A 19,322-nucleotide genomic window follows, 5' to 3' on the forward strand; every position below is an offset into this window, starting at 1 on the left:
GTGAAGCCCCCCTCAAGATGAGATATCCCATCCGAAAGGAGTAAACCCCCTTGAAGACGACGAGGTTGATAGGGCAGGGGTGGAAGTACGGTAACGTATAGAGCTGACTGCTACTAATAGGGTGAGGGCTTGACCAACAAACTTGGTTATGATATAATTGCTTAGTCAACATGTATGTGGTTTTGAAGATACGATATATCTTCTAATAATCCTCCTTAGCTCAGTCGGTAGAGCATGCGGCTGTTAACCGCAGTGTCGTTGGTTCGAGTCCAACAGGGGGAGTTAGCTTTTCGGACCTAGAGCCGATAGCAATAGAATTGGCTCCATGGTCAAGCGGTTAAGACACCGCCCTTTCACGGCGGTAACAGGGGTTCAAATCCCCTTGGAGTCACTTTCCTTTAAGGAATAATTAAATATGGTGCCATAGCCAAGTGGTAAGGCAAAGGTCTGCAACACCTCTATCCCCGGTTCAAATCCGGGTGGCACCTCTACTAAAAACCAGAGTTTGATACTCTGGTTTTTTTATGTTGTTCATGTAGTTCAGAGAAAATTTTTTATATGCAAAAACAGTCTGTGAGGATGTGAGCAGATAATTGCATTACTTTTCCATAATATTTGCTGATCAAAAACCAAGTAAAATCAATTATGAAAAGTAATGTAAATTGTAATACAGGTCGAAGTGATTGAGACAAAACTTCCCCGGCAGACAGCAGGATCGCTGCACCGGGGGAAGTTCGTATATTATGAGAGATATAAGGTCAAAGATATAAAATTATCCCTGATATACAATTTTTCCGTTACAGATCGTGTAATGGATTTTTCCATAAAGTTCAACACCTTTAAACGGACTGTTGGATGATTTGGATGCAAAATCAGTGACGGTCCACGTTTCATCAGGATTGAAAATTACAAAATCTGCAGGCGCATGAACCTGAATACTGCCGCCCGGAAGTTTGTAGAGCTTTGCAGGATTGCAGGTCATTTTTTCAAGAAGCTCCATCAATGTGAGATATCCTTCTTTTACCAGAGAAGTAATTCCAAGTCCGAGGGAAGTCTCAAGTCCTGTGATGCCACTGGGTGCCTCTGTGAGAGGTTTGGCTTTTTCTTCAGCACTGTGCGGGGCATGGTCGGTGGCAATCAGATCGATCGTCCCGTCTTTGAGTCCCTGAATAATTTCCTGACGATCTTTTTCTGTACGGAGAGGAGGGTTCATTTTGGCAAGTGTGCCATGCTCAAGGAGCGCCTCCTCAGTCAGTGTAAAGTGATGTGGAGTGGCTTCAGCGTGAATATCAGCACCGAGTTTTCTGGCTGTGCGGACAAGCTCTACCGAGTTTCCGGAGCTGATATGCTGGATAACGACAGCGGCACCACTTCGAAGCGCAAGCATGCAGTCTCGGGCAACCATCACTTCTTCTGCAATTGCAGGAGAACCGGCAACACCAAGCTGTGTTGAGATCTCGCCGGCATTGATCCCGTTATTTGTGATGAATGCCTTATCTTCTTCATGAAGACTGATCGGTATATGAAGTTCAGCTGCTTTTTGCATGGCTTTGTAGCAGAAAGTGGCGTCAAGAAGAGGAATTCCGTCATCGGTAAATCCGCAGGCACCGGCTTTTACAAGGGCATCGAAATCAGTCATTTTTTCACCACTTAAGCCATAGGAGACAGACGCTGTCTGATAAATATGAATATTTTCATTCTGAGCACGCATAAGGATATCCTTGAGTGTATCTACGGAATCAACGGCAGGCTTGGTATTTGCCATGCAGATAACAGAAGTAAAACCTCCCTTTGCTGCAGCGAGAGAACCGGTATGGAGGTCTTCCTTATAAGTAAGACCAGGATCACGGAAATGTATATGTGTGTCAATAAGTCCCGGTGCAACAGTCAGACCGGAAAGATCAAGGATTTCTTCCTCATTTTTGGCTGAAAGATCCTTTCCAAGTTCAACAATCGTTCCGTTTTCAACACGAATGTCCATAAGCTCATTTGTGTTGCTGGCCGGGTCGATAAGATAACCGTTTTTTAGAAGCATAAATTTACCCTCCTGACAGGAATATTATTCAAATTGAACGCACCTGAGATTCAGTGCGTTCAACTGTTAGTAATATATTACCTTTAAAGATCAACACTTTCAATATGCTGTTCTTTGATATTGTGTTTTTTTGCGTATCCGGTAAGAATCAGAGTAAGGGCACCGTCGCCTGTTACATTGCAGGCTGTGCCGAAGCTGTCCTGAAGTGCAAAGATAGTGAGCATAAGAGCAGTTCCAGTTTCATTGAAACCAAGAACACCAGTAATGATACCGAGGGAGGCCATAACAGTACCTCCTGGGACACCAGGAGCTCCAAGTGCAAAGATTCCAAGAAGAAGACAGAACAGAACCATGGTTCCCGGAGTCGGAATGGATCCGTACAGAATCTTGGAAATTGTCATGCAGAAGAAAACTTCTGTCAGAACAGAACCGCAGAGATGGATATTGGCAAAGAGCGGAATTCCAAACTGAACCATATCTTTGCGAAGTGGTTTTGCCTTGTCTGCACTCTGGAGTGCGACGGCAAGAGTGGCAGCGGAGGACATGGTTCCGACTGCGGTAAGATATGCCGGTCCATAGTGCCGTACAACTTCCCACGGATTTTCGTGAGAGTAGGCACCGGCAAGCACATACAATAAGGTCATCCAGATAAAGTGACCGATCAGCACGATCACGATGACTTTGAGGAATACAGGAAGCTGTTTGGTAATGGAACCCTCATATGCCAGCCCACAGAAAGTCAGTCCGATAAAAAATGGAAGAATCGGAATGATGATCTTTGATACGATGGAAAGGACGATCTTCTGAAATTCATCAAGGAGTCCGGTGATTAGTTTTGCTTTGTTCCAGGTAGCTGCAAGACCGATCATAATGGAGAATACAAGTGCACTCATAACGGACATGATTTGCGGAATAGAAAGTTCAAATACGACCTCCGGAAGCTCTTTCAGACCATCTACATCTGTGACAATGGAGAGATGTGGAATAAGCGTATAACCGGCCGCAACAGAAAACAGAGCAGCACCTATGGAAGAGGCATAAGCGATTACCAGAGCAACCCCAAGCATACGGGAAGCACTGTTTCCAAGTTTTGTGATGGAAGGTGCAATAAAACCGATGATGATCAACGGCACGCAGAAGTTGATGAGCTGTCCGAGGACATATTTCAGAGTAACAACGATATTCAGGATTCCCATGGTGACAGAAGAAGAATCTGTAGCATTCAGTATGAGTCCGGCAATAATGCCAAGTATAACGCCTACCAGAAGTTTAAAAGGAAGGCTGGAAAAGAAACTGTTTTTTTTCATTGAATGAATCCCCCTGTAAAGTTATAAATTTCAACAGTCCTGATCGATATTTGCCTGATCGATCATGACATTGAGAATTTCTGTATCAGTGGCACGCATTCCCACGCGGCCGATATATCCCATACTTTTGATGGTCTCTTCGATATCATCCTTGATGATGCCCTCACCCGGCAGAAAACTTTTGTTTTGGATACTGAGCTGGAATGCCATCAGAGCTGCATCGACAGAAGTCGCGATTTTGGCTGCACAGGATGGCTTGGCTCCATCGCAGACGATTCCACCTATATTTCCAAGCGTATTGATGATCGTCAGAGAAACCTGCTGATAGGTACCGCCATACATATAGGTGATTCCTGCACCGGCGCCGCAGGCAGCACTGACTGCACCGCAGTAAGCGGAAAGGCTTCCTATATAATATTTCTGGTGGATGGCGATCAAATTGCTAACAATGAGAGAACGACAAAGCTTTTCGTGGGAAACTTCCCATTCATCTGCAAAAACAATGACAGGAAGGGAAACGGTCATTCCCTGGTTTCCGCTTCCGGAGTTGATCACAACCGGCATGGAGCAGCCGCCCATACGTGCGTCGCTTCCGGCAGCCGCCCGGGCACAGGCTCTCGTGGTAACACTTTTACCCCAGACGTGCATCAGAGTTTTGCCGATCTGTGCACCATAATTGTTGTCAAGTCCTTCCTGTGCGATTGCTGAGTTCAGTTTGATCTGGCGGTCGATCACAGGCTGTATATCCTCCATTCTGACCTGATCTGCAAAATCAAGGATATCTTTTACCGTGAGAAGAGATTTGTCGATGGCAGCAGCCTCGGTGGAACGGTAGGGGTTATCCAGAATTATTTCTCCGTCTTTTGTGATCTTTGTGATGTTTGTGTGCTGATGTTCAATCGTAACAGAAGCGGAGTGTTCGCCGCTGGTAACGATGGCTGTGATAAAAAGATTATCAACATTTTCAACCAGAGAACAGGAACAGATTTTCTGAGAAATGAGTTCACGTGTTCTGGAAATATCCTCGGGAGAGACTTCGCTGAGTACCTCAAGGGCACGGTCAGCATTTCCACCGACAATGCCAAGAACGGCTGCAACATCAATTCCCTTAAGACCTCCGGAGTTGGGAACGGTGACACCCTTGACATTCTTGATGATGTTGCCGCTCAGATGCATTTCAACCTGTTCCGGAAATTCTCCGAGAACCTGTCGGGCCTTCGCCGCTGCATAGGCAATGGCGATTGGTTCTGTACATCCAAGAGCCGGAACCAGTTCATGTTTCAGGATGTTCAGATAGTTTGCATATAATGTAGAGTCCATATTTTTCTCCTTTCCATTAGTTACGCAAATGCGTTTGTGCAGATAGTATAAGCTATTTCGCAAAAAAATACAACAATTCATGCATAATTACAACAATAAGTGACAGCTGCAAATAAATTTATAAAATCAACAAAAAATAAAATTTGTAAAATCGACAAAAAACACTTTACAATAAAAAAAACATATGCTAGAATATTTAGCTGTGTGATATATTTTCATATCCTTGCTCTCTGTAAACAGGCAGAGGGCCTTAAAGACCATAAGGAGGTAAGAAAGCATGAACAAGTACGAATTAGCATTAGTTGTGAGCGCTAAAGTTGAAGACGAAGTTCGCGATGCAGTAGTAGAGAAAGCAAAATCTTATATCGCTCGTTACAACGGAAACGTCACAGAAGTAGAAGAATGGGGTAAGAAGAAATTAGCTTACGAAATTCAGAAAATGCATGAAGGCTTCTACTATTTCATTCAGTTTGAAGCAGACGCACAGTGTCCGGCAGAAGTAGAAAGACATGTACGCATCATGGACAACGTATTAAGATACTTAGTCGTTCGTAAAGACGCATAATCTTTTTACAGATGGATTTTAGAAAGCACCATTAAGAAGCCCGTTCACTCACTAAGAAGAAAGAGGTATTATAATGAACAAAGTAATTTTAATGGGACGCTTAACAAGGGATCCTGAGGTAAGATATTCCGCAGGAGAAAACGCACTGGCAATTGCAAGATACACATTGGCAGTAGACAGAAGATTCCGTCGTGACGGAGAAGCAACCGCTGATTTTATCAGCTGTGTGGTATTCGGACGTGGTGCGGAATTTGCAGAGAAGTACTTCCACCAGGGAATCAGAATCGTAGTAAGCGGTCGTATTCAGACCGGAAGCTACACAAACAGAGAAGGTCAGAAGGTTTACACAACAGAAGTTGTTGTTGAGGAACAGGAATTTGCCGAGAGCAAAGCTTCCAGTGACAGCTATGCTGCATCACATCCACAGCAGAGTGCACCGTCTGCACCATCAATGCCGAATCCAGTTTCAGCATCTGCTGACGGATTTATGAATATCCCTGACGGAATCGACGAAGAACTTCCATTTAACTAGAACTGAAGGAAAATATAAGGAGGAAACCATCATGGCTTACAATAGAGGCGAAAGACCGGACTCTCCTATGAAAAGAAGAGGCGGACGCAGAAGAAAAAAAGTTTGTGTATTCTGCGGTAAAGAAAATAATGAAATCGATTACAAGGATGTAGCAAAACTCAGAAAATACGTTTCTGAGAGAGGTAAAATCCTTCCGAGAAGAATCACAGGAAACTGTGCAAAACATCAGAGAGCTCTGACTGTTGCTGTTAAGAGAGCACGTCATCTTTCCCTGATGCCATACGTTCAGGACTAATTATTAGTTGAACATCAGGCTGTCATGAATCTGTCGGATAAGCATTTGGGTGCGGACCGCGGAGGAATGGCAGCTTTTTTGGCTTTATTAGAAAAGAATATGTTCACCTGATTATTTTCATAAAATATGATTATTGACATTCATATGGTAATATGCCTGAAAATCTGCTATAATAGCAGATAGCATCTTAAACGCAAATTATAAAAGAATGGTAAAGAATGTTATGAGTGGAAAATTAAAATTAAAAGGTCATCTGAAGCATCTTGCCCGTTGGCCGCTGTATTTATCTGTTCTGCTGATAGCATTGAACTTTCTGGTTTATGTGATCAACATAAAAGCCGGAGTGGTCGTCACCATGGGAATTGTTCTGTACCTGGGTACAGCAATTGGCTTGCTTTTTTATCATCGGCCACTGATGTTCAATGATCTTATTGCCTTTGCCAGTCAGTATGAATTTCTGGAAAAAAGGGTTCTGGAGGAGCTTGCTCTTCCATATGCAGTGATGGATATGCAGGGTAGAATGATCTGGTCAAACAAAGTATTTGCAGAGATTACCGGAAGGGATCAGTTTTACCGCAAAAACGTCAGTACGATCTTTCCGGATATTACGGCAGATAAGCTTCCGGTCGGATCCGAAAAGGAAATCACAGAGATCAGTACGCAGTTTGGAGAACGAATCTACCGCGTGTCCATGCAGAAGGTTTTTCTGGGAGAATCGGTTGCACCTTCGAAGCTTCTGATGGAGATATCAGACGACAGCAGCCTGATTGCAATGTATCTTTATGATGAAACGGAACTCAGGAATTACATCCAGGCAAATGAGGATAATAAACTGGTAGTCGCACTGGCGTACCTGGACAACTATGAAGAAGCATTGGAGAGTGTAGAGGATGTACGGCGTTCTCTTCTGATCGCACTGATCGACAGAAAAATCACGAAATATTTTTCCAATTATGACGGATTGGTCCGTAAGCTGGAAAAGGATAAATATTTCCTTATCATGAGACAGAGTTCTCTTGAGGCTCTGAAGGAACAGAAATTTCATATCCTCGAAGAAGTCAAAACCGTAAATATCGGTAATGAGATGAATGTTACTTTAAGTATCGGTGTGGGGCTTAATGCTGCTACCTATCTGCAGGATTATGAATATTCCAGAATCGCGATCGAGATGGCACTTGGACGCGGTGGTGATCAGGTAGTGATCAAGAATGGTGATAATATCACTTATTATGGCGGTAAGGCACAGCAGATGGAGAAGACTACCCGTGTTAAGGCCCGTGTCAAAGCACAGGCACTCAAGGAATTTATGAGTACCAAGGAACGTGTTGTGGTCATGGGACACAAGATTACGGATGTTGATGCACTTGGAGCGGCAATCGGTATTTATCGGGCAGGCAAGACGCTTGGCAAACCGGTTCATATCGTGGTCAATGATCCATCCACGTCTATCCGGCCTTTAATGGCAGGGTATATGAATAATCCGGATTATGAGCCATCTATGTTTATTGACAGAAATCAGGCAATGGATCTTGTGGATGACAACACGGTAGTTGTTGTCGTGGATACAAACAAGCCAAGCTATACAGAGTGCGAGGAGCTTCTGTATATGACAAAGACGATAGTAGTTCTGGATCATCATCGCAGAGGAAACGAAGTGATCCAGAATGCAGTGTTGTCTTATGTAGAACCGTATGCTTCCTCTACATGTGAGATGGTAGCAGAGATCCTTCAGTACTTCTCAGATGATCTGCGGCTCAGAAATATCGAGGCAGACTGTATTTACGCAGGAATCATGATCGATACGAATAACTTTATTACAAGAGCCGGAGTGCGTACCTTTGAAGCAGCTGCATTCCTGAGACGATCAGGGGCAGATATGACCAGAGTACGCAAGATGCTTCGTGATAATATCGATTCTTACAAGGCCAGAGCAGAAGCCGTACGTACAGCTGAAATCTACAGAGGATGTTTTGCAATTGCCAAATGTCCGAGTAAGGGGCTGGAAAGTCCTACAGTTGTCGGAGCACAGGCCGCAAATGAACTTTTGAATATCGCAGGAGTAAAGGCGTCCTTTGTACTGACCACTTATAACAAAGAGGTTTATGTCAGTGCCAGAGCAATCGATGAGGTTAATGTACAGGTCATGATGGAAAAACTTGGCGGAGGCGGTCATATCAACATTGCCGGAGCCCAGGTGAAACGACCGATTGATGAAGTAGAAGATATGTTAAAAGAAATTATTGATGAGTTATATCAGGAAGAAGAGGTTAAGCAATGAAAGTAATTTTATTAGAAGATGTCAAAGCTCTTGGAAAAAAAGGTCAAATCGTAAATGTCAGTGACGGATATGCAAGAAACATGATCATTCCGAAAAAACTTGGTCTGGAAGCAACACCAAAGAATCTGAATGATCTGAAGCTTCAGAAAGCAAACGCTGAAAAGGTCGCACAGGAGAATCTGGAAGCAGCCCAGGCATTTGCCAAGGATCTTGAAACGAAAGAAATTATCCTCACTCTTAAAGTCGGAGAGGGCGGAAGAACCTTTGGTTCCGTATCCACAAAGGAAATTTCCGAGGCTGCCAAGGCACAGCTTGGTCTGGAAATTGATAAGAAAAAGCTTCAGCTTCCAAGCCCGATCAGAAATTTAGGTGTTACACAGGTTCCGGTCAAACTTCATCCAAAGGTAACTGGAAGTCTGAAAGTATGGATCAAAGAGGCTTAAGCACCGGGGGAAATTAAATGGAAGAAGCACTGATAAAGCGTATACTGCCTCATAGCATTGAGGCAGAGCAGTCGGTGATCGGATCCATGCTTCTCGATCGTGATGCGATTCTGATAGCGTCAGAGATTCTTACAAGTGATGATTTTTATCAGAATCAGTATGGAATTATCTTTGATGCGATGGTGGAACTTTGTAATGAAGGGAAACCGGTTGATACGATCACACTCCAGAACCGTCTGAAAGAAAAAGATGTTCCTCCGGATATCAGCAGTATGGAGTATGTCAGGGAACTGCTTGAAGCAGTTCCGACTTCTGCAAATGTTAAATACTATGCTAATATTGTAAGCGATAAAGCACAGCTCCGTAAACTGATCCGGGCGACCGAGGAAGTAGAGAATGCCTGCTACCTTGAAAAGGACAGCACAGAGACGATCATGGAGGAGGCAGAAAAGAAATTATTCAACATTCTGCAGAGGACTGTGGGTGGTGATTATGTTCCGATTCAGCAGGTTGTCCTGAATGCGATCAACAACATTGAGAAAGCCTCCAAGCTTAAGGGAAGTGTTACCGGAATTCCTACAGGTTTTATAGATCTGGATTACAAGACCTCCGGTATGCATCCGTCGGATCTGGTATTGATCGCAGCCCGTCCGTCCATGGGAAAGACGGCGTTTGTATTAAATATTGCACAGTATATGGCTTTTCGCAAAGATGTCACGGTTGCAATATTCAGCCTCGAAATGTCAAAGGAGCAGCTTGTCAATCGTCTTCTCGCGATGGAATCTCATGTGGATTCCCAGAATATGCGTACCGGTAATCTTAAAGACGAGGACTGGACCAAGCTGGTAGAGGGGGCGGATATCATTGGACGTTCCAACCTGATCATTGATGACACACCAGGTATCAGTATTGCGGAGATGCGATCCAAATGCAGGAAATATAAGCTGGAACACAATCTCGGGATTATTATGATCGACTATCTGCAGCTGATGAGCGGAAGCGGTAAGAGTGATTCCAGGCAGCAGGAGATTTCAGATATCTCCCGTTCATTGAAAGCTTTGGCCAGAGAACTGAATGTACCGGTCATTGCACTGTCGCAGCTGAGCCGGGCAGTTGAGCAGCGTCCGGATCACAGGCCGATGCTTTCGGATCTTCGAGAGTCCGGAGCTATTGAACAGGATGCCGATGTGGTAATGTTTTTGTACAGGGATGATTACTATCATAAAGACACAGAAAAGAAAGATATTGCAGAGGTCATTATCGCCAAGCAGAGAAATGGCCCGATTGGAACCATTGAACTGGTATGGCTGCCACGTTATACACAGTTTGTTAATATGAAAAAATAATATCGGTTTATTGCAGATTTGCAGACATTAAGATGAAAATGTTCGATTTTCATTCTGATGTCTGCTTTTTTGCTGTTTCACGATAGATTATGTCAAACTGTTTTCGTTGAATTAAAAGGGAAATACGATTATAATTATAGATAACGAATTTCATAGGAGGTGTGACATGGAGACAAGATATACTGTTCAACAGACAGTAGAGATGACTGGGATAAAGTCATATGTTCTTCGATACTGGGAGGAAGAGCTGGAACTGCAGATCCACAGAAATGAGCTTGGTCATCGTTATTACACCAGATATGATATTCAGCTTTTTATGAATATAAAAGAACTTAAGAAGCGGGGACTAAGACTTCACGCAATTCGTGAACTGATTCCAAAATTGGCGGGAACAGGACAGGAATATACGGAAAGTCGGATAAAGTCCTTGGAAGAAGATAATGTGAACTTTGATATACCATATGAGAGCGATGAGGTCATGATAGAAGATAGTGCTGAAGAAAAGGACAGCACAAATGATGAAAAGATCCTGGAGTTTCAGACAATACTGGAACGGCTGATCACACAGGAGCTTAAGGTACAGAATGAGAGTGAAGACGAAGAAAGGTGTCGTTCACTGGATTTTGCAATTCGAAGACAGCAGATGGCAAGAAAAGAAGCTGCGGCAGCAGTTGAAAAGAAACCAAAAAAGAAACTGTAGCATTGCTACAGTTTCTTTTCGATTTGTCTTAAATGAAATTATTCAGCTGGGTGAATAGCTTCTGTAGGACATGCATCTGCACATGTTCCGCAGTCAAGACATGCATCAGCATCGATTTCGAAATGCTCTGCACCTTCAGAAATAGCCTCTGCTGGGCACTCTGCTGCACATGTTCCGCAGCTTACACAATCGTCAGAAATTACGTATGCCATAATTGATATCCTCCTTTATATCTTTTGTACCTTTTCAGGTATCCATACAGCTATTCTAATATATATCAGAGAAGAATACAAGTATTAATTTATAAACAAATTTTTATAAATTGTGCACAATTTTTCAATAGCAGACGTTGCGTACAGGATGTTTTTATATTATAATGGGGATTATCACTGGGAGTAAAGATCTACTCTTTATCCCTGAGAAAAGGAGGAAAATACAATGGCAAAGGTTACAAAAGATATGCTGATCGGCCAGTTAATCACTTTAGATCCGAATATTGCACCGATTCTTATGAGAGCAGGAATGCATTGTCTTGGATGCCCGTCTTCCCAGATGGAATCCTTAGAAGAAGCAGCCATGGTTCACGGAATGGATGTAGATGTTCTGGTTCAGCAGATCAACGACTTTCTGGAGAATAACTAATTAATAAAAGACTGGCAGAGATGCCAGTCTTTTTAAGTGTAACTGTTACATTGATCGTTGAGTAAGAAATAAACAGTCAACATATAAGTCATGATTAAAGCTGTATTAATTGTTGCAGAGCATTTACGGAAATTACCTCTCCATGCTCGATTAAATGAGCCTCCCTGGCAGGTGTACAGGAACTTCCTTTACCATATTCAGAAAGAATATTGCAGACTTTATTGAACTCCTGCGGAGAGCAGGAAGACTGGTGAATGATAAGCTGATAGCTTCCGTTAGCAGAAGCCTTGTATAAGGTATTTCTGCCGGTGAAAAAACCATTCAGTCCATGTGAAGCTGCAATTACATCGTCCAGGTGAGTAAATGTATACTGACGAATCAGATTTACCGCTGGTTTTTCAGAAGAATCGGAAGCTGCCTCATCTGATTCCTTAGAGCCTTCGGTATTGGAAGACTTATTCTTGAGTCTGGATTCGCAAATCTTCTGGAAAATATCAATGATATTGTCTGCTCCATCAAGCTGGAGCGGTTCTGTCTGGGCAGAGTCCTTGTATGGGGAAAATCTGGAAAAACGGGTATCCAGTTCTTCCGGATCTTCTACTTTAGTGATGATGAGGATGATACTGTCAAGATTTACAGGGATTGCCTCGATCATCAGTGGAATATTGTCTGCTTCAAAACCAAATTCTATCTGCGCCTGCTGCATCATATCGCGGAAAAGTTTCTTGGCTTTCTCGGATCCGTAAGCCAGTTCCCGCAAATTAACCTGATGCATTTCCAAATCTTCTCGTGTTAAGGTACAACGAATCTGATTTTCGTTGATTTTTTCTAATTTCATGTCATCACATCCTATTCTTTGGATCCTGATATGAATTTACATCGTAACTGTTCAGTAGCCTCACAGTTACTTTATATCAAAATCAGGATATAGTCCATGACTTATATAACGTATTATATACCACAAGTATAGAAAATGTAAAGAAATTAGATTTACCTATTTCTAAAATATTTGGAAATAGAATAGAAATTTTTTTATAAATCGGGAAAAATCCTTGCAACTGTAAAAGAAATCTGTATAATGAATCTTAAGAAGAGATAGGTGTTCTGTGATTGAATGACAAAAGACGCAAATTAAACTAACTTACATAATAACAACACATTTCGTAACTGTTCAGCAGTTTCACAGTCAGGATACTACCTTCTGAATAGTTACCACAATTCTCATTTCTACAGACAAGTCATTGCCATCATTTACATGTCATGCAGCGTTCCGGCTGTGGCAGATGCAATTTCCATGAGATTAAATTCAATTACAGGAAGAATATTTTTTCTTAAACTGTCAGGTGTTTTCTAAAATCTTATTTTGAGAGAAAGGAGGAAAGATCTGAGAAAATATGTCACATGAGAAGTGCAGCAAGAAAGCCATAAAACCTCTGAAAAAAGAACTGAAGGTCTATCAGAAGAATGGAATCCAGCTCTTTATGGATGGAAAGCCCAGTACCCCAAAAGATATTGCGAAAGCCTGTTTGATCGCAGAGGGCGGAGGTTATATGAGAGACTACACAGAAGATGAAACAGGCAGAATTGCAAGAGTTGATTTTGATCTGATCAGAGAAGCACCCCCAAAGCATATACAAGTCAAACGCAGGTAAGATCTGACGAGTGACGAAGGGGAAGATTTTGCCGTTTAAGATACATAAGAGGAAGGGATTTTTCAGGAAAACAAAGGTTTCCTCCTTATACCTGACCGGTCTGGAAAATCCCTGATATGAAAAAAATATTAAAAAAATTAAAATTTCCAAATAAATAATACATCTATGACAAAACATGATATAATTTATAAATGAAGTGTAACTGTCTGGCATTCTCACAGTTACGAATCAGAGGCTATCCCGGATCATTTTGCGGAGTATTGCCTGCTGAATAAAATATGCTCTGAACCGAAAGGGAGGAACAAATGAGAAAATCAAGTACAACACAGAGGAGAAAGCAGCTTGTTTCAATTATGGTCGTCGGTATTCTGATTCTTGTGCTTGCAGTGGCAGGAATAGGGATTCATATTATCAGTAAATATATTCCATCTAAGGAACAGATGAATCTGACAGAATATTATGGTCAGCCGGCAGAAGGAGAGATGGTACTTGTCCTTGGTACAGATATTATGGAGGAGAGAGCTCTGAAATCCGGAGATCAGATTTATCTTCCGCAGGATATCGTAAGTACCTATCTGAATCAGAGATACTACTGGGACAGTGGAAATCAGCAGATTTTATATGCGACACCGTCGTCACTTGAGAAGTTTCCTGCATCAGAAGCAGGAGATGGAGAGGTCTGGGTGCGGGATGGAAAGGTTTATCTGAGTCTTTCACTTGTACAGAAATATACAGATCTGGATTTTTATGAGTATCAGGAACCGGCAAGAGTTGTGATTAGGCATGAATTTACAGGAGTAAATGTAGCAACTGTTAAGAAAGACACGAGTATTCGCTATCGTGGAGGCATCAAGTCACCGGTTCTCACAGAAGTCAAGAAAGGTGATACATTGATTTATATGCAGGCTCTTGAAGACTGGGTACAGGTTTCAACCATGGATGGATACATTGGATATGTACAGAAAAAAGTTCTGTCAGATATGGAAACCACAGATTTTGAGAGAGATTTTGAGAAAGAAGATTATACTTACCTTATAATGGAGGATAAGGTAAATATGATCTGGCATCAGATTACCAACACAGATGCCAATGCTTATCTTGGCGATATGACAGCAAACGTCAGTGGCTTAAACGTGATTTCTCCGACATGGTTTTATATTCAGGATACAGCAGGAAATCTTGGAGATTTGTCTTCGGCTGATTATGTGGCGCAGGCACATCAGAAGGGACTTAAGGTATGGGGGCTGGTTGATAACTTTACAGCAGAGATCAGTACCACGGAAACTCTGTCTCAGCTTTCATCCCGACAGAATATCATTCAGTATCTGATACAGAGGGCAGCAGAGATAGGAATGGATGGTATTAATGTGGATTTCGAAACACTCAGTGAAGATGCGGGACCGCATTTTCTGGAATTTTTGAGAGAACTTTCTATTGAATGCCATAAGAATAATCTGGTACTTTCTGTGGATAACCCGGTTCCGGAAGATTTTACAAGTCATTATGACAGACGAGAGCAGGGGCTGGTTGTGGATTACGTAGTGATCATGGGATATGATGAACATTATGTGGGATCTGAGGCCGGCTCTGTAGCATCGCTTCCGTGGGTAGAACAGGGAGTGGAGGATACACTGAAGGAAGTTCCGGCACAGCGAACAGTTCTTGCCGTTCCGTTTTATACCAGATTGTGGAAGACAACCGGTGGAGCTGTGACAAGTGAAGCAATTGGAATGAGTGAAACGCAGAGAATACTTACAGAGAATCAGGTTGAACCTGTATGGGATGGAAGCGTGGGGCAGAATTATGCAGAATTTGAGAAAGACAATACAACATATCAGATCTGGATTGAGGATGCCCAGTCGCTTGCAGAAAAGGTAAAACTGATTCCGAAATATGATCTTGCAGGAGTTGCCCAGTGGAGACTTGGATTCGAGAGCAGTGATATCTGGAGTACGATCAGCGAAAATCTTAAAATATCATAACTGAAATAAAAAACACACTCTGCAATCGCTGCAGAGTGTGTTTTTGGTTGGAATTTATTAAAATTTATAAAAAGTCCTGTAAATGGAAGGAGGCCGGTACTTTCGTACCGGCGCGTATGAAAAAGAAAAATATTTTATAGAAAGCATTTCGCTCTCTATGGTTAATACTATACCCGAAAAATGTGAAAAAACTGTGATGAGGTTTTGAAGAAAATGTGAAGAAATCATAAAAAAATAACAAAATAAAGAAAAACGCCCCTGATCAATTATAAATCAGGGGAGAAATTATCAGAAACGTTTCCAAGTATCCTTGAAGAAGAGAAGCAGAAGAGGGAAAATTTCCAGTCGTCCTGCTAACATATCAAAGATCAGAACACTCTTGGACAGATAGGAAAAAGAACTGAAATTTCCCATCGGACCAGCGATTTCAAATCCTGGACCAATGTTGTTAAGTGTAGCAGCAACAGCGGTGAAGTTCGTGATCAGGTCAAAATTGTCAATTGCGATCAACAGGACAGAAGCTGCAAAAATCAGAAGATATACGCTGATGTAAATATTGGTGGATCTCAAAATTTCATGAGAAATAATCTTGCTATCCATCTTGATCTTCTTGACTGCATTCGGGTGAAGGTAAAGCTGAAATTCTTTCTTTGCAGCCTTGCACAGGATCAGAATACGGGAAACCTTGATTCCGCCTCCGGTACTTCCGGCACAGGCACCTACAAACATCAAAAGCACCAGTACTGTCTTGGATAAGGCAGGCCACTGGTTAAAGTCTGTACTCGAAAATCCTGTTGTGGTAATGATGGAACCAACCTGAAATGCTACCTGCTGGAATGCGACCAGGACATTTCGGAAGAGGTGTGCCGTATTGAAGGTAATAATTAAAATGGAAGCGATAATGATTCCGAAATAATAGCGAACTTCTTCATATTTAAAAGCCTGACGAAATTTCTTAGTCAGAATCAGGTAGTAAACAGAGAAGTTTACCCCGAATAAAATCATAAAGATGGTAGTAACGACCTGACAGTAAGTGCTGTAGCTTCCAATACTGTCATTGACAATACCAAATCCACCGGTTCCGGCAGTACCAAAGGTGATACACAGAGTATCAAAAAGAGGAACTTTTCCAATCAACAGCAGGACTATCTGAGCAAGTGTCATACCAAAATAAATAGTATAAAGAATTTTGGCAGTGGACTGTACCTTTGGAACCAGTTTGCTGACGGAAGGTCCCGGGCTTTCTGCTTTCATAAGATTCATGTGATATCCACCGGTGAGCGGGAGCAGGGAAAGCAGAAATACAAGAACTCCCATTCCTCCGATCCAGTGTGTGAAGCTTCGCCAGATCAGAACACAGTGCGGAAGAACCTCGACATCTGTAAGAATGCTGGAACCGGTAGTTGTGAATCCGGAAACTGTCTCAAAAAGTGCATCGACAGGATGTGGGATATATCCACTGACCACAAAAGGAAGCGCACCAAAAACACATAAGGCAACCCAGCTCAGAGCAACTGCAACGCAGCCGTCTTTGGTGTAAAATACTTTGTTTTTGGGTTTCTTCAGCGTGAGAGGAATTCCGATGACAAGGCAGACTGCCATGGCGATCAAAAAAGAACTGAATTCCCGTTCATGATAAATCAGTGCTGTAAAAAAGGGCAGTAACATAAAGGCTGCCTGAAAATTACATACCCAGCCTACGATATAGGCAATAATGCGAAAATTCATAGCTCTACCTCATTTATGCAAGAATGTCGCGGATGTCGCGAAGCCCTTTGTTGGTGGTTACGATGACAACATTATCCCCGACCTGGATGGTGTCCTGACCTCGAGGAATGCGTACAGTACCCTTGCGGGCAAGGCAGCAGACCAGAAGGTTGCTTTTGAGATTTAATTCGGCAAGTGGAATACCAACAACAGGGGAATTATCCCTGATATTAAATTCCAGAGCTTCTGCCTGATTGTCCAGGATATGATACAGAGTTTCTACGTTACTTCCAATGGTATTCTGCATGGCACGAACATAGCGGAGAATGGAATCGGAGGTAATATATTTAGGGTAGATCACACTTCCCAGATCCAGATCGTCAATGACATCCTTGTATGGGAGGCGATTAACTTTTGCTACAAGTTTTGCTTCTGTAAGTTTCTTGGCGGAAAGTGACAGGAAAATATTCTCCTCGTCCATATTGGTAAGTGTTACGAAAGATTCTGCAGTTGCAAGACCTTCCTCTAAAAGAAGAGAACGATCAGTTCCATCACCGCAGATAATCATAGCTTCCGGGAGCATATCACTCAGTTCTTCGCAGCGATTCTTATCCTTTTCGATGATCTTGACATTGATCCTGAGATCGGACAGAGTTTTGGCGAGATAATAAGAAATGGTACCACCGCCAATGATCAGAGTATTTCTGACCTGATGTGTCTTCAGTCCTATTTTCTTAAAGAAAAGGGCAGTATTCTTAGGAGCTGCAATGATAGAAACAAAATCTCCATTGTGTACCAGATGATCTCCGCCAGGGATTGCCACAGTATCCTTGCTCTCAATTGCTGCGAAAAGAATATCACAGCGATATTTGTCTGTGATCTGAGAAACAGACATACCATCCAGACCGAATTCTGGCAGAACTTTAAATTTAAGAAGCTCTACACGGCCTTTGGAAAACGGATCAATCTTGATTGCAGCTGGAAAACGCAACAGTCGGGAAATTTCCTGTGCAGCAGCCAGTTCAGGGTTCATGATCATGGAAAGACCGAGTCTTTCTTTGATAAAACCGATTTCCTTGCTGTAAATAGGATTTCTTACGCGGGCGATTGTCTGGCAGTGCCCGGTTTTCTGTGCGATAAGGCAGCAGAGAAGATTTAATTCATCAGAAGCAGTTACAGCGATCAGAATATCAGCGGTTGGCACACCGGCCTCCATCAGGGTATTGATACTTGCACCATTTCCAACAATTCCCATAGCATCGATATCTTCGGTGAGAGAGTTGATAATATCGGCATTCATATCGATCAGAGTTAGGTCAGTTTCTTCTTGCTGAAGCTGTTCTGCGAGAGTGCGTCCAACTTTGCCGCACCCGACAATTATGATATGCATGATTTCCTCCAGTAATAAAAAATAATTATTATAAATCATTTTATTATACCACTCTGTATGAGGTTTTTAAATAGAGAAAATATAAATTTCATGGTATACTGAAAGCTACAGGATGAAAAGAAAAAAATGCTATATTACCAAAATGAGAGGAAGTGATCTATCATGGATACATTAAGTGAAACAGCAGACAAAGTGGATCAGGGGCTGCAGAATATGGGGCTGGATGGAACGTCTGTAAAGCAGAGCCTCAAGGATATCCTGAATTTCAAAGAATATCTGACAGAACAGCTTCCGGCGCTCACTGGATTTTGTATTAAAGTGGTTCTGTCCATTATCGTTTTTTTTGTGGGACGTAGGATCATCAGCTGGATCGTGAACATTATGAGGAAATCTCTGGAGAGGGCCAATATAGATGCAGGTGTTGTTCAGTTTATTTCATCAGCAGGCAAGGCGATTTTGTATATGCTGCTGATCTTTAATATAGCGATCAGTCTGGGTGTGAAAGAATCTTCTGTGGCTGCACTTCTTGGAACTGCCGGTGTGACGGTAGGTCTGGCATTACAGGGGGGACTTGCGAATCTGGCAGGCGGGGTTCTGCTTTTGATATTTAAACCTTTTGTGGTTGGAGATTATATCATTCAGGATCAGACAAATGGCTGCGAGGGAACGGTTGCCAAGATTGAAATCTGTTATACGACTCTTTTGAGTATAGACAACAAAAAGATCGTAGTGCCAAATGGAACATTGTCAAACAGCACGATCATCAATGTGACAGCAAAAGAAAACCGTAAACTGGAGATAAAAGTAGGAATTTCCTATGATGCAGATATCCGTAAAGCAAAAAAAGTGATCGAGGATATTCTGAAAGCGGATCCGGATACCAGGAGCGACAATTCAGAGATGGTGGTTTTTGTGGATTCGCTGGCGGACAGTGCAGTGATCATAGGGCTCAGGGTATGGGTTCCGACGGATGCATACTGGAAAACTAAGTGGAGACTGAATCAGAGGATCAAGGAAGAATTTGACGCAAATGGAATTACGATTCCATATAATCAGATGGAAGTTTATCTACATCCAAGAAAATAATCAGAAGGAAGATATGATTTTGAAAAAGTAAACCTAAAAATA

Annotated in this window: 18 protein-coding genes, 3 tRNA genes and 1 rRNA gene; 15 read left to right on the forward strand and 7 right to left on the reverse strand. The window is 42.3% G+C overall.

All coding sequences use genetic code 11. The features are described 5' to 3' along the window. The 4 genes from GT674_RS01850 to GT674_RS01865 form a co-directional block, all read left to right on the forward strand. Positions 1-137: ribosomal RNA gene (locus GT674_RS01850) — 23S ribosomal RNA — on the forward strand; the annotation flags it as partial. 72 nt (positions 138-209) lie between these two features. Further along, positions 210-282 (forward strand) — tRNA-Asn (locus tag GT674_RS01855). A gap of 37 nt (positions 283-319) precedes the next feature. Continuing rightward, positions 320-391: transfer RNA gene (locus GT674_RS01860), tRNA-Glu, on the forward strand. 26 nt (positions 392-417) lie between these two features. Then, a tRNA-Cys gene (locus tag GT674_RS01865) sits at positions 418-488 on the forward strand. A gap of 284 nt (positions 489-772) precedes the next feature. Here GT674_RS01865 and GT674_RS01870 read toward each other — a convergent pair. From GT674_RS01870 to GT674_RS01880, 3 genes are all read right to left on the reverse strand, one after another. Next, positions 773-2,035, reverse strand: a complete 1,263-nt coding sequence (locus GT674_RS01870; protein ID WP_161284117.1) for a dihydroorotase — start codon at positions 2,033-2,035, stop codon at positions 773-775. An 83-nt stretch (positions 2,036-2,118) separates the two neighbouring features. Further along, entirely contained in the window at positions 2,119-3,342 is a 1,224-nt protein-coding gene (locus GT674_RS01875; protein ID WP_161284118.1) for a dicarboxylate/amino acid:cation symporter, read from the reverse strand. 30 nt (positions 3,343-3,372) lie between these two features. After that, on the reverse strand, positions 3,373-4,662 hold the full coding sequence (locus GT674_RS01880; RefSeq protein WP_161284119.1) for an L-cysteine desulfidase family protein: 1,290 nt from the start codon (positions 4,660-4,662) through the stop codon (positions 3,373-3,375). A gap of 277 nt (positions 4,663-4,939) precedes the next feature. Here GT674_RS01880 and rpsF point away from each other — a divergent pair, with 277 nt between their 5' ends. The 7 genes from rpsF (at position 4,940) to GT674_RS01915 (ending at position 10,821) form a co-directional block, all read left to right on the forward strand. Continuing rightward, positions 4,940-5,227, forward strand: a complete 288-nt coding sequence (rpsF, locus tag GT674_RS01885) for a 30S ribosomal protein S6 (protein WP_005427220.1) — start codon at positions 4,940-4,942, stop codon at positions 5,225-5,227. 73 nt (positions 5,228-5,300) lie between these two features. Further along, positions 5,301-5,759: a single-stranded DNA-binding protein gene (locus GT674_RS01890; RefSeq protein ID WP_118251963.1), complete on the forward strand. Its 459-nt coding sequence runs from the start codon at positions 5,301-5,303 to the stop codon at positions 5,757-5,759. A 31-nt stretch (positions 5,760-5,790) separates the two neighbouring features. Beyond that, positions 5,791-6,054 carry a 30S ribosomal protein S18 gene (gene rpsR, locus GT674_RS01895; protein ID WP_015541065.1) on the forward strand — a complete coding sequence of 88 codons (264 nt, stop codon included), beginning with the start codon at positions 5,791-5,793 and terminating at the stop codon, positions 6,052-6,054. 223 nt (positions 6,055-6,277) lie between these two features. Continuing rightward, the gene (locus tag GT674_RS01900; RefSeq protein ID WP_161284120.1) at positions 6,278-8,332 is read left to right on the forward strand and encodes a DHH family phosphoesterase; all 2,055 of its coding nucleotides are present in this window, start codon (positions 6,278-6,280) and stop codon (positions 8,330-8,332) included. Beyond that, positions 8,329-8,775 (forward strand): 50S ribosomal protein L9, encoded by a 447-nt coding sequence (gene rplI / locus GT674_RS01905; RefSeq protein ID WP_161284121.1) that lies wholly within the window; start codon positions 8,329-8,331, stop codon positions 8,773-8,775. The genes GT674_RS01900 and rplI overlap by 4 nt, the downstream gene beginning before the upstream one ends. Before the next feature lie 17 nt (positions 8,776-8,792). Beyond that, the gene (dnaB, locus tag GT674_RS01910) at positions 8,793-10,121 is read left to right on the forward strand and encodes a replicative DNA helicase (RefSeq protein ID WP_161284122.1); all 1,329 of its coding nucleotides are present in this window, start codon (positions 8,793-8,795) and stop codon (positions 10,119-10,121) included. A 166-nt stretch (positions 10,122-10,287) separates the two neighbouring features. Then, entirely contained in the window at positions 10,288-10,821 is a 534-nt protein-coding gene (locus GT674_RS01915; protein WP_161284123.1) for a helix-turn-helix domain-containing protein, read from the forward strand. Positions 10,822-10,859: 38 nt separating this feature from the next. Here the strand turns inward: GT674_RS01915 and GT674_RS01920 are convergent, their stop codons facing one another. Then, positions 10,860-11,033 (reverse strand): DUF362 domain-containing protein, encoded by a 174-nt coding sequence (locus GT674_RS01920; protein ID WP_022214912.1) that lies wholly within the window; start codon positions 11,031-11,033, stop codon positions 10,860-10,862. A 226-nt stretch (positions 11,034-11,259) separates the two neighbouring features. On the opposite strand from GT674_RS01920, the gene GT674_RS01925 reads away from it, so the two are divergent. Beyond that, the gene (locus tag GT674_RS01925; protein ID WP_161284124.1) at positions 11,260-11,463 is read left to right on the forward strand and encodes a DUF1858 domain-containing protein; all 204 of its coding nucleotides are present in this window, start codon (positions 11,260-11,262) and stop codon (positions 11,461-11,463) included. Positions 11,464-11,557: 94 nt separating this feature from the next. Here the strand turns inward: GT674_RS01925 and GT674_RS01930 are convergent, their stop codons facing one another. Then, on the reverse strand, positions 11,558-12,301 hold the full coding sequence (locus GT674_RS01930) for an adaptor protein MecA (RefSeq protein ID WP_161284125.1): 744 nt from the start codon (positions 12,299-12,301) through the stop codon (positions 11,558-11,560). A 556-nt stretch (positions 12,302-12,857) separates the two neighbouring features. On the opposite strand from GT674_RS01930, the gene GT674_RS01935 reads away from it, so the two are divergent. Next, positions 12,858-13,115 carry a hypothetical protein gene (locus tag GT674_RS01935; RefSeq protein ID WP_161284126.1) on the forward strand — a complete coding sequence of 86 codons (258 nt, stop codon included), beginning with the start codon at positions 12,858-12,860 and terminating at the stop codon, positions 13,113-13,115. Positions 13,116-13,420: 305 nt separating this feature from the next. Continuing rightward, complete coding sequence (locus GT674_RS01940; RefSeq protein WP_161284127.1) at positions 13,421-15,097, forward strand: glycosyl hydrolase family 18 protein; 1,677 nt, start codon at positions 13,421-13,423, stop codon at positions 15,095-15,097. 288 nt (positions 15,098-15,385) lie between these two features. Here the strand turns inward: GT674_RS01940 and GT674_RS01945 are convergent, their stop codons facing one another. After that, positions 15,386-16,825: a TrkH family potassium uptake protein gene (locus GT674_RS01945; RefSeq protein WP_161284128.1), complete on the reverse strand. Its 1,440-nt coding sequence runs from the start codon at positions 16,823-16,825 to the stop codon at positions 15,386-15,388. Positions 16,826-16,838: 13 nt separating this feature from the next. Continuing rightward, positions 16,839-18,194, reverse strand: coding sequence for a Trk system potassium transporter TrkA (trkA, locus tag GT674_RS01950; protein ID WP_161284129.1), 1,356 nt, complete (start codon positions 18,192-18,194; stop codon positions 16,839-16,841). Positions 18,195-18,356: 162 nt separating this feature from the next. Between trkA and GT674_RS01955 the strand changes: the two genes are divergently transcribed. Then, positions 18,357-19,280: a mechanosensitive ion channel family protein gene (locus GT674_RS01955; RefSeq protein ID WP_161284130.1), complete on the forward strand. Its 924-nt coding sequence runs from the start codon at positions 18,357-18,359 to the stop codon at positions 19,278-19,280. The last annotated feature ends 42 nt before the right edge of the window (positions 19,281-19,322 follow it).

The sequence above is a fragment of the Blautia sp. BIOML-A1 genome (assembly GCF_009883055.1).
GTDB lineage: Bacteria > Bacillota > Clostridia > Lachnospirales > Lachnospiraceae > Blautia_A.

What these genes read in the sequence shown, in the direction of transcription:
- GT674_RS01900 (WP_161284120.1), top strand. Translation starts at nt 6,278, where the DNA reads ATGAGTGGAAAATTAAAATTAAAAGGTCATCTGAAGCATCTTGCCCGT.
- trkA (WP_161284129.1), bottom strand. Translation starts at nt 18,194, where the DNA reads ATGCATATCATAATTGTCGGGTGCGGCAAAGTTGGACGCACTCTCGCA.
- GT674_RS01880 (WP_161284119.1), bottom strand. Translation starts at nt 4,662, where the DNA reads ATGGACTCTACATTATATGCAAACTATCTGAACATCCTGAAACATGAA.
- GT674_RS01940 (WP_161284127.1), top strand. Translation starts at nt 13,421, where the DNA reads ATGAGAAAATCAAGTACAACACAGAGGAGAAAGCAGCTTGTTTCAATT.
- rpsF (WP_005427220.1), top strand. Translation starts at nt 4,940, where the DNA reads ATGAACAAGTACGAATTAGCATTAGTTGTGAGCGCTAAAGTTGAAGAC.
- GT674_RS01945 (WP_161284128.1), bottom strand. Translation starts at nt 16,825, where the DNA reads ATGAATTTTCGCATTATTGCCTATATCGTAGGCTGGGTATGTAATTTT.
- GT674_RS01915 (WP_161284123.1), top strand. Translation starts at nt 10,288, where the DNA reads ATGGAGACAAGATATACTGTTCAACAGACAGTAGAGATGACTGGGATA.
- rplI (WP_161284121.1), top strand. Translation starts at nt 8,329, where the DNA reads ATGAAAGTAATTTTATTAGAAGATGTCAAAGCTCTTGGAAAAAAAGGT.
- GT674_RS01930 (WP_161284125.1), bottom strand. Translation starts at nt 12,301, where the DNA reads ATGAAATTAGAAAAAATCAACGAAAATCAGATTCGTTGTACCTTAACA.
- GT674_RS01870 (WP_161284117.1), bottom strand. Translation starts at nt 2,035, where the DNA reads ATGCTTCTAAAAAACGGTTATCTTATCGACCCGGCCAGCAACACAAAT.
- GT674_RS01955 (WP_161284130.1), top strand. Translation starts at nt 18,357, where the DNA reads ATGGATACATTAAGTGAAACAGCAGACAAAGTGGATCAGGGGCTGCAG.
- GT674_RS01875 (WP_161284118.1), bottom strand. Translation starts at nt 3,342, where the DNA reads ATGAAAAAAAACAGTTTCTTTTCCAGCCTTCCTTTTAAACTTCTGGTA.
- GT674_RS01920 (WP_022214912.1), bottom strand. Translation starts at nt 11,033, where the DNA reads ATGGCATACGTAATTTCTGACGATTGTGTAAGCTGCGGAACATGTGCA.
- GT674_RS01925 (WP_161284124.1), top strand. Translation starts at nt 11,260, where the DNA reads ATGGCAAAGGTTACAAAAGATATGCTGATCGGCCAGTTAATCACTTTA.
- GT674_RS01935 (WP_161284126.1), top strand. Translation starts at nt 12,858, where the DNA reads ATGTCACATGAGAAGTGCAGCAAGAAAGCCATAAAACCTCTGAAAAAA.
- dnaB (WP_161284122.1), top strand. Translation starts at nt 8,793, where the DNA reads ATGGAAGAAGCACTGATAAAGCGTATACTGCCTCATAGCATTGAGGCA.
- GT674_RS01890 (WP_118251963.1), top strand. Translation starts at nt 5,301, where the DNA reads ATGAACAAAGTAATTTTAATGGGACGCTTAACAAGGGATCCTGAGGTA.
- rpsR (WP_015541065.1), top strand. Translation starts at nt 5,791, where the DNA reads ATGGCTTACAATAGAGGCGAAAGACCGGACTCTCCTATGAAAAGAAGA.